General features: G+C 29.2%; 13 protein-coding genes. 8 read left to right on the forward strand and 5 right to left on the reverse strand.

From position 1 onward, the window contains the following. Position 1 precedes the first annotated feature (1 nt). From KM029_RS20300 to KM029_RS20310, 3 genes are read right to left on the reverse strand one after another with little or no spacing between them, the layout of a single operon-like run. Entirely contained in the window at positions 2-898 is an 897-nt protein-coding gene (locus KM029_RS20300) for a glycosyltransferase family 2 protein (RefSeq protein WP_144076680.1), read from the reverse strand. Continuing rightward, positions 899-1,678 (reverse strand): class I SAM-dependent methyltransferase, encoded by a 780-nt coding sequence (locus KM029_RS20305; RefSeq protein WP_144076681.1) that lies wholly within the window; start codon positions 1,676-1,678, stop codon positions 899-901. Further along, positions 1,678-2,754, reverse strand: a complete 1,077-nt coding sequence (locus KM029_RS20310) for a glycosyltransferase family 4 protein (protein ID WP_144076682.1) — start codon at positions 2,752-2,754, stop codon at positions 1,678-1,680. Before KM029_RS20310 ends, KM029_RS20305 begins: the two co-directional genes overlap by 1 nt. Before the next feature lie 203 nt (positions 2,755-2,957). Here KM029_RS20310 and KM029_RS20315 point away from each other — a divergent pair, with 203 nt between their 5' ends. The 8 genes from KM029_RS20315 (at position 2,958) to KM029_RS20350 (ending at position 14,148) form a co-directional block, all read left to right on the forward strand. Further along, the gene (locus KM029_RS20315) at positions 2,958-3,608 is read left to right on the forward strand and encodes a TolC family protein (RefSeq protein WP_144076683.1); all 651 of its coding nucleotides are present in this window, start codon (positions 2,958-2,960) and stop codon (positions 3,606-3,608) included. A gap of 2 nt (positions 3,609-3,610) precedes the next feature. Next, positions 3,611-5,770: a GumC domain-containing protein gene (locus tag KM029_RS20320; protein WP_144076684.1), complete on the forward strand. Its 2,160-nt coding sequence runs from the start codon at positions 3,611-3,613 to the stop codon at positions 5,768-5,770. Position 5,771: 1 nt separating this feature from the next. After that, entirely contained in the window at positions 5,772-6,968 is a 1,197-nt protein-coding gene (locus tag KM029_RS20325; protein WP_144076685.1) for a glycosyltransferase, read from the forward strand. Beyond that, complete coding sequence (locus KM029_RS20330) at positions 6,968-8,515, forward strand: O-antigen ligase family protein (protein WP_144076686.1); 1,548 nt, start codon at positions 6,968-6,970, stop codon at positions 8,513-8,515. The genes KM029_RS20325 and KM029_RS20330 overlap by 1 nt, the downstream gene beginning before the upstream one ends. Continuing rightward, positions 8,512-9,603, forward strand: coding sequence for a glycosyltransferase family 4 protein (locus KM029_RS20335; RefSeq protein ID WP_205125535.1), 1,092 nt, complete (start codon positions 8,512-8,514; stop codon positions 9,601-9,603). Before KM029_RS20330 ends, KM029_RS20335 begins: the two co-directional genes overlap by 4 nt. A gap of 83 nt (positions 9,604-9,686) precedes the next feature. Then, a complete protein-coding gene (locus KM029_RS27125; protein ID WP_144076687.1) occupies positions 9,687-10,853 on the forward strand; it encodes a sugar transferase in 1,167 nt (388 codons plus the stop codon). Positions 10,854-10,864: 11 nt separating this feature from the next. Next, positions 10,865-12,166: an LruC domain-containing protein gene (locus tag KM029_RS20345; protein ID WP_144076688.1), complete on the forward strand. Its 1,302-nt coding sequence runs from the start codon at positions 10,865-10,867 to the stop codon at positions 12,164-12,166. Continuing rightward, a complete protein-coding gene (locus tag KM029_RS20350; protein WP_144076689.1) occupies positions 12,166-14,148 on the forward strand; it encodes an LruC domain-containing protein in 1,983 nt (660 codons plus the stop codon). The genes KM029_RS20345 and KM029_RS20350 overlap by 1 nt, the downstream gene beginning before the upstream one ends. Before the next feature lie 19 nt (positions 14,149-14,167). Here the strand turns inward: KM029_RS20350 and KM029_RS20355 are convergent, their stop codons facing one another. Continuing rightward, positions 14,168-15,241, reverse strand: a complete 1,074-nt coding sequence (locus KM029_RS20355) for an acyltransferase family protein (protein ID WP_144076690.1) — start codon at positions 15,239-15,241, stop codon at positions 14,168-14,170. A 77-nt stretch (positions 15,242-15,318) separates the two neighbouring features. After that, on the reverse strand, positions 15,319-16,293 hold the full coding sequence (locus tag KM029_RS20360; RefSeq protein WP_144076691.1) for a DNA cytosine methyltransferase: 975 nt from the start codon (positions 16,291-16,293) through the stop codon (positions 15,319-15,321). Between the last annotated feature and the right edge of the window lie 46 nt (positions 16,294-16,339).

A 16,339-nucleotide genomic window follows, 5' to 3' on the forward strand; every position in this document is an offset into this window, starting at 1 on the left:
TTTAAGCAAATAATTTTTTATAATAATTTTCTTTTTTTAAAAATGAAGGAAGTAATTCTATTAGATTAATCCACCACGAAAAAACAAGTACTATTCCATTAATACATAACTTAGGTTTATAGAAAAAGCCTAATACATGTTTAAGCATTCGTAATTGGTGATAAAGGAATACTTCAATATAAATGGTCCGCCAAGGAGATGTATTTCTATACTTTTTATATAATACTTTGTTTTTGTAATAGAGATGAAATTCACTTTCAAGAATTTTCATCCGAGTTTTTAACTTACTTAATTTTTCTTTTCTAGGCGGATGATAAATTCCCATTTCTTTAACAAAAATAATCTCACCTCTTTCCTTCATTCTCCATGCAAAATCAGCATCTTCATTATGAGCAAAAGGAAATGATTCATCAAAACCACCCAGTTCTAGGAATATATCTTTCTTAAATGCTGCATTACATGTTGGTACTGCAGGATTACCATTTAAATTTTCAATTTGATGTGTTAAAGGTGTTACATTCTTTTTATCTGTAAAAGTCATTCCCTCTAAACCAAGTACTGAAACAGCTGTATTATTAAATTTAGATAAAATGGATTCTAACCAGTTTGGATTTGCAATGCAATCATCATCTGTAAAAGCTAAATATTTTCCTTTTGCCAAAAAGGCTCCTGTATTTCTAGCTTTTGCAGGCCCAGACTGATCAATAGCAACAATGTTCCAATTTTCTAAATCACTATATAATTTATTCAATACAGCAACCGTATTGTCAACACATCCATCACAAATAAAAATCACTTCATAATTAGTAGAGTCAATAGTTTGCCTTTTAATTGACTCCGCCAATTGAATGACTAGATTTTCTCTGTTATGAGTAGGTACAATTACACTTATATCCATTTATTTCTTTGAATTTAAACCAATTGAATCATCTAGTTTTCTGAGCTTATAGCCTTTCAATATTTTATTAAACATTCCTTTTGTAAGCAGTATAAATGCATTGAAAAATAGGCTTAATTCCTTCTTTAAAGTCCTTTTAGGAAATTGATTTAAAATCTCTTCCTTAGACCATGCACTCTTAAAATAATTATCTTCTTCTTCAGATAAATCAATTTTAATTGGTAAAGTATCTTTCCATTGATACCGAACTGTCAGTATATCGGGATATGTTGCAATCAGTAATTTAAAAGCTATTGATTCCCGTGACAAATAGTACAAAAAGAAATCGCCAAAATCTATGCCCTCTCCTAACCCCTTAATACTTGCTTTCTTTTTACCTACAATTGTATCATCAATAGATAAAAATACCCATTCATGTGAGCCCTTAGGAACTAGATATTCCCCGATAAGTGAGGGAACTTCCAAATAACCCATTTTAGCAACTCTACACATTTCGCTAATAAATTTAATTGGGTTGTCAACATGTTCTAGTACATGGCAACAAATCACATAATCAAAGGCATTATCTTCAAAAGGTAAATCTTCTCCATCGGCTAAATGAAACTCTTGCCCCTCCCTTATAACAATATCTCCAGCTCTATGTCCATTGTTAGTATTGTCATACTTATCAACTATTACATTTGCTCTGGGGTGTGGGTTATGTCCACCTCCGATCTCAAGAACTTTCCAGTTTGGATCAATGTTTAAATCAAAACGATCAGCTGGTACATTAATCTTCATTATACTAATTTTTTGTATTCATCCATCAATTGATCAACAGATTTTTTCCACGAAAACTTACTTGCTCTTTCAATACCTTTATTTTGATATTCTAGTCTAAGCGCAGTATCATCCATTAATAATTCTACTTTATTTGCTATATCTTCTGGATCTGTTGATGTTAATATTGCTCCATCATTCAAAACCTCTTTAAGTGAAGTATTACCAGTAGATATTGTTGCTGTACCACACGCCATAGCTTCTAATGGAGGCAATCCAAATCCTTCATATTTTGATGTAAAAAGAAACAAATCTGCTTCCCCTAAAAACTGTGGTTTTAAACTATCCTCAATAAAACCAACAAATTGAATATTCTTTAAATTATATTTTTCTACTAAACCAGGAAGTGGTGTTAATTGTGCATTTCCACTCCCTATCTTCATCGTAAATTCTCTTCCTCTTTTTTCTAATATATTGGCTACTTCAATTAAAGCTTTGGCGTTTTTATGAGGAGCTCCCAAACCACCTAAATATGCAATAGTAAATTTCTTGTTGTTTTTTTTAAATATGGGTTTTAATAACTCATGGTTAATACCATTATAAACAACTTTAATTTTCTTCGGTTCAACAGAAGTATGCCGTATGATATCTTGTTTTGAATATTCTGAAACAGTAACGATAAGATCACTTTGGTTTAAACTTTTATTTAACTGATAATTATAATATATCTTTTTCCAAGAGTGTATTTGATCTGTAACAATCGGTATAACATCATGAATAGTAACTACTTTAATAGCTTCTAAATGTTTTTTACTCCACAAAAGTCCAGTAAAAGCATCAATATTATCTGCATGCCAGACCATCGGTTTATCATGGATTGACTGTAAACATTTTTTAAGGTAATAAGGTGCTATATAATCTTTAAAACCTCTTAAAGACCTGTAGCTATAATTTTTTACAAAATCTTTATTTTCGTCACCTTTTCTACGCAAAGCAACATTCACATTTCTATTAAATAATTCCTCACAAATAGCTGCTGAATATTGTCCTATTCCACAACCCTTTTCTACACAAGATAGCCATTCAATTGACATCATTATTTACTTTTGTTTTACTTAATATATAAAACAAAAGCCACTCATAACACTGTAAATAAATAGATTACTACTTATTTGTCAAATATTACAAATCAGTATAAAATATTAAAATTGTACTATTCAATAAAATATATATAAACATTACCACAGTTGTAATAATGTTTTAATTCTTCTTTATATATTAAAGCATAAATGTTATTAACATGAACCTAAAATACACTATTTCTCTTTTCATTTTAACTATCACTATTAATGCAACAGCCCAAGATAGACCACTATACGTAAGTTCACAGATTGATTCATTGTCTTCAATTGGATTAGAAAACAACTATTTATTAAAGGCAAAAGATGCTGAAATTTTAATAGCAAATGAAAACCTTATACGTGAAAAGAAAAGTTGGTTATCATCATTTTCTTTTTCTGTAAGTACGTTTAAATATTCTGCTAATAATACACTTACAAGTGTCAGTGCTTTTTCTGATATAGGTCTAGGTCTAACAATAGATTTATTTACAATTACTTCTTTAAATAATAGAGTTAGAGCTGCCCAACACCTTATTACAAAGAAGCAGATGGAATATAGACATCAACAAAAAGTTGTGGAAAGAGAGTACATCACTATTTATACAAATTATATTAAATCTACTGAAAAACTTAAAATTATAACCGAACAAGAAAACAGCCAGAAAGAAATGCTTCTTATCACTAAAGATAAATTATTAAGAGGAGAAGCGAAGATGGAAGATTACTTATTATTAGAACAAAAACTTCATGAAACACAAGTTCAAAAAGTAGAAGCTGAAGTAGGTGCAGTCCTCGCTAAGCATGAACTTGAATTGTTGATCTCTGAATAATTATGGAGAATTTATTTTACATAATAAAAGGTGTTTTAAAAAGATGGTATTTGTGGTTAGGAATACCATTTCTTACTTCTTTAATTCTATACTTAAACATGAAAGAGTTTAAGATATATGAATCTAAGGCTAAAATGCAATTTGAATTAACCACAGATGGTAGTTTATCAATTACCAGTAAATCGTTACAGCTTTTTGAAATTGGCTTAATGTTTACAGATTTACTTGAAATAGCAAGGATTAAAAGAGTTACAGAACAAGTTCAACTAGAAATACTAATAGAATGCTTAGGTGAAAATAAATTTTATAATATAAATTCTGCAAACAATTTATTTAGTGATGAAGAGATTATAAGACGTGCAAAATTCTTAATTGAGAGCTATTCTGCATTGGACATGCAAAGACCAATCGATATCACTATCAATAATATTCTTATTTATAATAACCTTAGTACTTCTGATATCAACAACAGAATTATTATTAACCGAATTGGGAGTAGTAAATATATTGATGTTAAAGTAGAAGATAGTAACCCTATTGCTGCAAAATTTATTGTAAAATCCATTTCTAATGCATGGATTAGAGAATATAGACATGAAATACAAAAACGTTATTCTGAAAAAAGAAAAAGTATTGAAGCCACATGTAATAGTACACAAAAAGAGCTTAATATTTTACTTGATTCATTAAAAGAATATAAGCGTAAAAAGAAAGTAATTGATGTTGACGAAACAACTAAATATTTAATTGATAGAAGAATAGAACTACAAAATTCTGTTGCCAAACTTAAAAAAGACCTTGCTTCTAAGAAAGAATCAATTGCATATATAGAACAAAAATTAAATAAGAATAAAGACTTTGGGTTTAGTGATCAAAATGAATCAATAAATAGTAAAATAATTGTTTTAAAAGACTCTTTAAGAAAGCTGCAACAAGAAAAAGAATACAATTCTTATAATCTAGAAAGGTTACCAACGGATTATATGGATAAGCTTAACATTAAAATAGCTGGTGTTGAAAAAAGTATTCAAAAAAGCATATCAAGTTCAATATCTAGTACTACATACGACCCTAGCTTAACAAAGCAAACAATGGTGAATGATTATGTAAAAGATCAAATTGATTATGTGAAAGAAGAAGCAATGATAAAGGTTATGAATCAAGAACTTTATCAATTATCTAAACAATCTGACCATTTTATTGAGATTATCTCAAATATTAAAAAGATGGAACATCAGATTAAAACAAAGGAAAAATACTATCTTACTCTACTTGAAAAAAAATACTTTGCTGAAATCCTAGAAGATGATGCTGGACATAATTTCTTTATTGTTGAAACAGCTAACTTCCCTATTAAACATAAAAAATCTAAAAGAGCACTCATTGTATTAGGTTCTTTTATTGGTTCATTAATTTTGTTTATCGTAGTTATAACTAGTACAATAATTTTTGATCCTAAATACCACCTTCCTTTCCAATTTGAAAAAGACTCTTTAATACCAATTATAAGTACTATTACGCTTCCAATAACAGATAAGAAAAATAGTAAATATATACCTTCGTTTTTAAAGAAAATCTTTGATAGAAGAAGAGAAAGAAAGAACACTCAGATTAATCAGATTACGATTGATAATTATAGACTTTTAAGAAGAACAATTTTAAGTATTGAAGAAGACACTAATATCATTTCATTTATTGATGCGAGAAGTAATTTTATCACCCTAAATACAATCTTAATTATTAGAAAAATGCTACAACAAACAGGTATAAAAACCTTGTTGTTTTATGCCGATTGGAATGCTCCTTTATCAATGCAAGAAATAAATGAAAGCTATAAAAATTTAGACGACTTAGATACACTCAATGAATGCTCAATTATCAATTTATCAGAAGAACAAAAATCACCTTATGATTACCTTCTTCCGGAAGATTGGTTTAGTAAATTAAAAAACTTAAGATCAACATATAATTACATTTTCATCATCCCTCCTCCTACAAGGGTTTCTACTGAATGGATGGAATGGATAAATTTATCATCAGAAGCATTTTACGTTTTTGAACTACACCAGAGTTTTAATCAACTTGATGTAAAGAATCAAACTTATCTTTTAGATACACATTGTAATATTATAGGTGGAATATTAACCTCTAAGAGTAAATGATATGGATAAATTAATTCTACTTCTTTATTTTATTTTGGGAGGGTACTTATTATTCTATTGTACTTATTTCATGTCTACTTTGGTTATCGGATCATTTTACAAAACCAAATACGATCAACATCTTACAAATAAACATGATAATTGGTTGATTATAATCCCTGCTTACAACCCAAATTCAATTCTTCTTAAAGTACTAGAGTCTATTTATAAATTTAGCCCTAAAAACGACTATCAAGTATTTGTCCTTTTTCAAAATGCTGATCAAAAGATAATAGATAAATCTATAGCTAATTACACCTTTGAACATGATGAAAAATCATTCGATCCTAAACTTGGTAATACATATGTTCAGGCGTTGAAGTATATCAACTCTTCTATTAAAAATAAAGAAGATTTTACACATGTTATCTTATTAGATAAAGACAATATAGTTGATGAAAATTTTTTCTCAATATTAGCTACAATAAGAGCAAATGGTTTTGAATATATTCAAGGAAAAAGGTTACCGTTAGCTCTTAAAAATGGTGTAGCAAGTTATGATGCTATTTCAGAAGAATTGAATAATGTAACGCTAAGAAATTATAAAGCAGCTTTAAATTGGATGCCTGAATTAACAGGTAGTGCCTTTATTATTAAACAAAATTTATTTTACAATGGTATTGAAAATTTGGACTTAAAAAACCCTGGAATGGATAAGAATCTATTTTTAGAGTGGCTTTTAAATAGTAAGGAAAATATTAAAAGTACTTATACAGATAAAGCCTTGGTTTATGAAGAAAAAACAGATGATATAAAAGTACTGAAACAACAAAGAACAAGATGGTTTGCTGAACAATATTTGACTGCATTTGCGTACAGTAAAAAATTAATTTCAAGGTTCATTAAAACGGGTCGTTTAGAAATACTAGATTATACAATATCAATTTTTAGACCTCCAAGGAGTGTAGTCTACTTAATACTTCCTCTATTCTTTATACTTGAACGAATATTTATTCCTCAATATTATCTATTTACATTAAGTACTTTATTTCTATGTATTGGAACTGTCCTCTTCTTGATTAAAAGAAAACTAGTTAAAGTATTCTTGAGTTTTATATTTAGTGCTCCAAAGATAATCATCAGTAATATTCGTAGTCTATCAAATATTTTCAACAAAAAAATTAGCGGAATTTTTATACATACTGAAAGAAATAGTTAATGAATTATCTAAATAATCAACTAAATGACCTCGTAAAATATAGACTATCTACTCCATTAGGTGTCTTTATTTTAGTGTGTGCTAGTTTTTTTGTTGGTTATTTGTGTCTTACAATAAATTGGGGAATTGGATTAGCTATAGCTATTGCTGTTGTTGCAATACCATTTTTACTCTCCTTATTCGTAAAAATTAAATTAAGCATTTACTTTTTTATTAGTCTGAGTATTTTTATAGGTATTCCCTTTAAATTGAATCTTCCTTTCCCTATTGGTTTATCTTTCGACTTTGGTATACTCTTAACTATTTTAGGTCATTTATATAAATGTGGTGAAGATAAAGACTTTAAGAGTACTTTTGATATCCCTTTATTAACTCCTTTAATATTATGGGTAGCTTGGAACGTAATTCAGATTGCCAATCCTTTTGCAAGTTCTAGAGTAGCTTGGTTTTATGTAATGCGACCATATGTATTGTATCCAATTCTTTATTTTATTACCTATTATTATTTTCGTACTATTTCTGATATAAAATCATTACTATTTTTCTTATTATGTTCTTGTTTTTTTAGTGCTTTTTGGGGTGATATTCAAAATGTTTTCGGCTATTTTCCTTTCGAAATGGAGTGGGTTTATGCCAATGATGCAAAGCACTTAGTTTATATCTCAGGTAGGTGGAGAGTATTTGGAACATTATCATCACCAGCACATTTCGGGATGTTATTGGCATTAGTAATAGTAATAAGTGCTGTTATTTCTACATCTTATAACTGGGGTCGGAAAATAGTATTATTTATAGGTATATGTATATGTCTTCCTGCATTAATTTGGTCGGGAACTAGATCAGGTATTGCAATATTAGTTATAGCTGGTGCATTAGTAGTATTTACTTGGGGTAATGTTAAAATATATATTGTAGGAGGTATAATTGGTTTTCTATTTTTCTTATTAGTCATCACCCCTTCCAATAATTATCATATTCAAAGAATTCAATCTACGTTTGCAGGAAGTAAAGATACCTCTTATAATGAACGGGAAGAAAATAGAAAAGCAATCTACCCTTGGGTTTGGAAACACCCATTAGGTGGAGGTATTGGAAGTACTGGAGTTTGGGGTGCTAAATTTTCTCCTGGGACTATGCTTGCCAATTTTGCACCAGATTCTGGACATATTAGAATTTTAGTAGAAGAAGGTCCTCTTGGCTTAATTTTCTATCTAAGTATATATGTATCATTCATTTTGTATTCTCTAAAGTATAGTAAAATCTGGTTATTGAAAGATAATGAGCTTAAAGTTACATTCTTAACGTTGTTTGCATCTCTTGCCTCTTTTTTAATTGTAGAACAAGTACAAGATGTAAATGGAATCCTTCCTTTTAGTATTATAATATGGATATTTTTAGCATTGATGATGAGAACATTACAACTTATAAGAGACTACCATAAAGGAAATTACGATGCTAAAAAGAAAAAAGAAAATGATGAACTTATTGATCACATTAAAATGAAAGAAATAAAAAGAGCAAATTATGAGAAAAGGTTAAAGTTATGATGGATACTAAAAATATAACATTAGTCTCATGCCAACATTTTGATTCTGGAATTGGACGTTATTCTTATCAATTAGGAAAAGGACTTAGGGATATTGATTATAATGTAGAATTACTTAAATTATTTAAAGCTGGACATGAAGATGAATATTATCATGAGGAAAAATGGATAAAAAAAATTCCTTATAGATCCTTTAGAGATTTACACTCATACATTCTACCCTATTTTATTCATCAACAGCTAAAAAAGACCCCTAAAACTAATTTAATTCATGCACATTGGTTCATTTCTGGTCTTTCTGGTTCCTACCTACCCAATGATCTTGTTGTTACTATGCACGATGTTTCTATCTTACATGTAGAAGAAACTTCTAATTGGTTTATAGGCTATTATAAATGGGTTATTAACCGACTAAAAAAAAGAAAGATTCCTCTTATTGTCGTTTCTGAAAATGCAAAAAAAGATACGATCAAATATGCCAAATATCCTGAAGAGCTCGTTTATGTAAGTTATGGTTATATAAATTTTGAGAAATTTAAACCACTCATTAATCGAATTGAAAATGAAAAGTTTACTATTATCTACACTGGCGGATTAGGTATACGAAAGAATGTCGCGCTGTTAATCAATGCTATTAAAATAGTTCAAAAAAAACATCCTAACATTGAGGTTAAAATTGCTGGTGCGTATCCAGAAAGAACATCTTACCCAAAACTAGTTGATGACCTTCAAATAAATACAATAAAATTTGTTGGATATCTTCCGGAAGAAGATTTAAATGCTTTTTATAATAGTGCTGATCTGTTTGTTTTCACCTCTCTATATGAAGGTTTTGGGTACACCCCCCTTGAAGCTATGGCTGCTGGAGTACCTGTAATTAGCACTTCTGGAGGTTCACTTAAAGAAGTTGTCGGTAGCGGAGGCCACCTTATTAATTACAATGAAAATGAATTAGCAGATGCAATCATTTATTATATTGATAATAAAACAGCATTAAAAAAATTGATTAATGAGGGAACTAATTGGGTAAAAAAATATTCAAAAGAGGCTTCTATAGCTGCTACTTTAAACGCATATAAATATTATTAATCATGTAATTGTGATATTATGAACTTTTCTTAATTAACAGATGTTTTGATTTTGAAAAGATACTTACCCAATTATCACTTACTATGAAAATTAACATACTATTACTCGACGATGATCAGTTTATGCAGAACTTCGTCAGCAACCTTTTATCAAAGGATTATATAGTACACACTTTTGGAACAATAAGAGAAGCGAAAGCCTTTCTCAAAATCCAGGCTGTTAACCTAATTATCACTGATTTAAATTTAATTAATGAATCTGGTATAGATTTTATCAATTATTTAAATGATGATATTAAATTTAAAAATATACCAATAATAACATTATCAGGAGAAGATACATCAAGTATCAAAGTTAAAGTACTAGAACTTGGAGTTGATGATTATATTGTTAAACCTTTTAGTCCCTCAGAATTAATAACACGAGTAAATAACACCATAAAAAAATATCAAAAGTTCTTTGTACAACCGTTTCATGTCAATACAAAAACTGAAGAAGTAAAATTATCTCAACCAGAAATAAATAACAAAATACCTAAATCTTACAAAACATCTAAAAGAGTATTCGATATAGTTGGTTCATTTTTGTTAATCGTTATGCTCACACCGTTATTTATAATTATAGGTCTAGCTATTCGATTAGAATCAAAAGGTCCTATATTTTATATTTCTAAAAGAATTGGACAACAGTATAGTCCTATCCCATTTCTGAAATTTAGATCGATGAAATTAAATGCAGACCATTTGGTGGATGAACTTAAAGCTGACAATAAATACAATGAAGCCTTAAATAAACATCAAGAGAAAATATTTAATAAACATTATAAGCATGGAGATAAAGGCTATTCTATTTGTGAGAAAGAATTAAAATTAAGTAAAGAAAGTTCTACCTTTTTCAAATTAGAAAACGATCCGCGAGTTACAAAAGTGGGGGCGTTTATTAGAAAAACAAGTTTAGACGAATTACCTCAACTGTTTAATGTTTTACTTGGTCATATGTCGTTAGTCGGTAACAGACCTTTGCCTGTATACGAAGCAGAAATGCTAACGAAAGATTACAGCATTGCAAGATTTAATAGCCCAGCTGGCATTACAGGTTTATGGCAAGTTAGTAAATCAGAACAGCCATTTATGACAGAAAAGCAACGTATTGATTTAGATATTGAATACGCCCAAAAAAGAACTTTTAGATTAGATTTAAACCTCTTATACAGAACATTCCCAGCAATGATACAAAAAGAAGAGGCTTAATAAATTAATGTATGAAAAAATTCATTTTAAAGTTGATAAAACTACACCTATTAGTTTTATCAGCTTTGCTTTGTAGATGTACATATGTTATTGATGAGAATACCTTAAACGAAAACTTAGATCCTATCAATAACTCTGTAGAGGATATTAAAGTACCAAAAGGCTTTAATTTTGAGACTACTGATCAAATCAAATTAAAGATCAAATCAGAAGATAGTTCTGCACCATCAATATTTTCAGTGTATATCACTGATGATAATGAAGAGAAATTCTTTATTGGTAAAGGAGTTTCTGATGATGACGGTTTACTAGATTATTACTTTAACTATCCTAAATACATAAGTAAATTATATATAGAAAGAGAATTGAATGGTGAAATATCTACAAAAGAGATACATTTCACTAGTAATTACGCATACGTAACATTTACCGAATCAAGAAGTTCTGATAGAAAAGTAAATCAAAATACTATTATATCTGATGCAGACAAAGATGGAATTGATGATACAATAGATGAATTTAAACAAAATCCCAAAAAAGCATTCAATAACTACTTCCCTTCTTCTAAACATTTTTCATCAATCGCTTTTGAAGATTTATATCCTTTAAAAGGAGATTATGACTTTAACGACCTTATTGTTAATTATCAATTTAATTTAATTACTAATGCTTCTAATTTGGTTACTTTTATTGAAGCTAAAATTGTATTCAAATATTTAAAGGGAACAGAAAAAACATCCGGTTTTGGTATTGAACTACCCTTCCATTCTGATTCTATTAAAAGTGCTTCTGGATCGTTTTTAACTACTGGAAAAATACAATTAAATAATAAGGGCCTAGAGAGTGATAATGACCTTGATAAACCTGTAATTATTGTGTTCGACAACAGTTATGGAATGGGTAACGAAAATGGTGATTTAATGGAAAGCGATACAATATATATCAATATAAATATTAGCGATCACCCAATTGCATTTTCAGACTTAAACAGAGATATTCCGTATAATTCATTTATTTTTATCAATAAAGATAGAGGGCATGAGGTACACTTACCCGGAAAAAAACCAACACAGAAATTTAATAAACAGTTACTTAGTTTAGGTGACGATGTTGGCGATTTTAAAACCCAAAATGGTCATCCATGGGCAATACATATTCCCTATCAATTTACCCCTCCCCAAGAAGGAATTGACATAACAAATGCGTACAGTGTTTTTGATGAATTTGTTAGTTCTGAAGGAAATAATGACAAAGATTGGTTCATTGATATCGATAATCACAAAGTTTACTCAAATTTAATCATGAATGAATAATGAAAAATATATTACTAATTATTACTGTATTTTTCTTATCAAATTGCACGTCAATAAAAGATGATACATTACTTAATAATCAATCAGGTAACGAAAATAATAACTCTTTAGCAAATACTAAGGTTCCTACAGACTTTAATTATGCTACTACAAAAGAGTTGTCATTTATCATCTCATCAACAAATTTATATCAACCAGTTACATATAAAATTTATGCACATGAGTTTGGTGGGGATAAAGTTGTTATTGGCTCTGGATTATCTAATAATGATGGACAACTAACTCTCATTAAGTCTATTCCTAATTACATCAATACATTTACAATTGAAAAGTACTATAAAGGATATATTTTTGAAGAAAAGATACAATCTACTTCTGATAATGTATACGTTAGTTTCGATGCTTTTTCCAAAAATTTAGGGATTTCAGAAAGTAGTAACGCGAGAGTTAGTAATGGTTGCTCTGATCAATTTTATGGAGTAAATACAAATGGTGAAATATATATTATTGATGTAAATGACACCTTTTCTTCAACACAATTAGGAAGTAACCTTTCTCATTCAACTTTTGCATGTGGAGTAGACAAAAATGGTGGGATTATCTATTATAACAACTCTAATAAATTATACAAATATACCATTGGAACTGGAATATCATCTTTGATAGGTTCAAATAGTAGTGTTGGATGGAATTATGTAAAAATGGCTTATCATAACGAGTCTGGGAGATTATTTGCTGGTGCAACTAATAAATTAAGAATAGTAAATCCATCCGATTATTCTATCTATAGAACTATGACTGTTTCAGGTTTTAATACTTCTGAAAATGCTGGTGGTGATTTAGTGTTTACTTCTACTGGTAAATTATATAACGTTAGTTCTAGTGGTTTGTATTTATATACCTTTAATGCTGATACTACAACTTGTACAGCTACAAGAATTAGTGCTGATAATTTTCCATATACAACTACTGGAATTGCAGTAGATCGGTTTGACAACATATACATTACAACAAATGAAACTACCTATTCTAAGATAATTAAAATGGACCCTGGTAATGGAGCGTATCAAGAAGTGAAAGATTTATCATTTAGAGTACATGATTTAGGAAATTACTATTGTTTAGATTCTGAACTGAGTACTGTTGATTCTGATAACGATGGTGTAATAGATGATTTAGATAAATATCCGAACGATGCCAATAAAGCATACAATAACTACTCTCCTTCAGAATTAGGTTATTCTAGTTTAGCATTTGAGGATTTATACCCTTCTGTAGGCGATTATGATTTCAATGATATCATTATTAATTACAGAATGAATTTAATTGCTAATGCAGACAATAAAATTGTTAGTATTGAAGCTGAATATATTTTTAAATACGTTCAAGGTACAGAATTAACCTCTGGTTTTGGGGTACAACTCCCTATACATTCTGATTCTATTACTTCTGTAACAGGTTCATTTCTTACAACAGGTTTAATTAATGTAGATAGTAAAGGCTTAGAAACTGGCCACAGTACAGGCGCTCCTGTATATATTGTATTTGATAATAGTTATGGTATGTCAATAAACTCAGGTACCTTATTAAAAAGTGCACCAATAAATATTACAATTGATTTATCAGCACACCCAATTCCGCAAGCAGATTTGAGTGATATTCCGTTTAACCCTTTTATTTTTATAAATAAAGATAGAACATTAGAAGTTCATTTAGCAGGAAAAAGCCCTACAGCAAAATTCGATACAAATCACAGAAATAGTGGTGAAGATGTAGGTACATTTAAAACTTCAGATGGGCACCCTTGGGCTATTCATATTCCACATTTATTCCACCCTTCTTTAGATGGTGTAGACATTACTAACTCTTATCATCAGTTTTCTAATTTCGCATCTTCTGGAGGAAGTAGTGATTCTGATTGGTTTAATGATGATACTGGCCATAGAAATAATGATAATATTATTATTGACACAACCAATTAGAGTGTAATTATAAGTCACTCTATTTAAAGTACTTCTTTAAGTTTATTATTGGTTTTTCAAAGTAATAAAATGATAAATGTGCAATTCCGATTGTCAATAAAATAGTAGTACTATTAATCAAAAGTATTAGCCAATCCTTATTTATAGAGTTGATGATTGTAGTTTTCATTACAATAAAAAGCACAAAATTTAAGGCGATCATATGGTACATATATATTCCATAAGATATCGTTCCTAAATAAATCAATACTTTGTTATTCACTATAAATCTTTTTTCACTAGAAATATTGAGGATAAATAACCCAAATAAAGGAAAGCTAAAAAGATGTAATATTATATTTGAGGAGAAGTTAAAAACATCAGTCAAAAAATAAAGAAAGAATACTGTATATAGAAGTATTCTAATAATTCCATTTTTAAAAACTAAGAATGGAATTTTGTTTTCAACGTTTAAAACTGCTATTAACCCACCAAATGACATGTAAAAATAGATGAAATAATAAGTTCTCAGAAAGCTAAAACTGGGTAAAAAGAAGAGTATAAAACTTACGATAGTAAAAAGTATTAAACCTATTATAAATGTTTTTGGAGTGGAAATACGTGCTAAAGGAGCAATAATTAAATAAAATTGTTCTTCTATACCTATTGACCATAAAACTAATAATATAGCACCAGGAGCATATAAAACATTAAATACATTGGGTAAAAACCCAACACACCATACAATCCCCTCCCATAAAGAATAATTTAAATGGTAATCGATACCAAATAATGGTAATAAGAAATGATAGAAGGTAAAACCAAAAATTAGAACAACATAATATACAGGATAAATTCTTAATATTCTTCGTGCATAGAACTTCTTAATTTCTACCTTTCCTTTTTTTTGTTCTAAGTATAATTGTTTGATGATAAGAAAACCACTTAAAGTGAAAAATACCCAAACAGCTTCTTCTCCTTTATGAAAAATAGGTAAGTCAGAAAAATAGGGTAAATCTACAGATTTTGATAATTCTGGAATATGAAATATGACAACAAAAAGAGCCAAAAAACCTCTTAAAGGACCTATGTTTGGTAACACAATTCTATTCATTATAGAATATAAGTTGTAGCAAAATATTTTCTACCTTATTGCTATAAATATCGAAATATATTACAAAATTATATTAGTTAATATATAGTTTTGGCTATTGATTTCGCCACTTCTCGAATAACATTAACAGCTACTGAATTACCAAATTGTTGATAAGCATTTGTCATTTTTGATGTAATGATAAAATTATCAGGAAATCCCTGTAAGCGAGCACATTCTCGTGGCGACAATTTACGGACTTTGCCATTTATCAAATACAAACCTGTTCTTGAACCTACTCCACCACCATAAGCAGATAATGTTATTGCATGACCTTTTGGATGATAAATACGCTCTCCTTGCCCACCCTTATTCACTCTCCCAATTTGGATTGGTTTATTAGGGTATTGTTCTCTAATTAAATGATCAAAATCTTTGAGTTCCTTATAGAAGCGTATATCATCACGTTCTATAATTTTACCATCCTTTGGGCTATTCAAAAGAAAATCTTCTAAAGCTACTTTTTGATTTAATTCGTTGGGAAATTCAAAATTTAAATCAAGCTCTTTTTTAATGGCTACTATGTAAATACGTTCTCGGTTTTGAGCTAACCCAAAGTTTCTAGCATTTAATAATTTATAGCTTACATCGTAACCTAAATTATCTAGTGTTTTTGTTATTACTTTAAGCGTATTCCCTTTATCATGTCGTATTAAATTTCTTACATTTTCTAAAAAAACTATCTTGGGTTTCTTTGCTTCAATAATTCGAGCAACATCAAAAAATAATGTACCTCTAGTATCTTCAAAACCTTTTTGTCTACCAGAAATAGAAAATGCCTGACACGGAAAACCTGCACACAATATATCATGTAAAGGAATAGCCGCTACATCAATCTTTGTAAGATCCCCAGCCGGTTTTATACCAAAATTGGTTTCATAGGTAATCTGACATTTCTCGTCCCATTCTGCTGCAAACTTACATGTAGCACCTAAAGAGGATAAAGCAAGGTGAAAACCGCCTATCCCTGCAAAAAGATCAATAAAAGTATATCCCTGAAGCGAGGTTTGCATTAGTAAAATGTAGTCAGTAAAAAGACAAAGCTTTTACACTTTGTCT

The organism is Flammeovirga kamogawensis (assembly GCF_018736065.1).
GTDB classification, from domain to species: Bacteria; Bacteroidota; Bacteroidia; order Cytophagales; family Flammeovirgaceae; genus Flammeovirga; species Flammeovirga kamogawensis.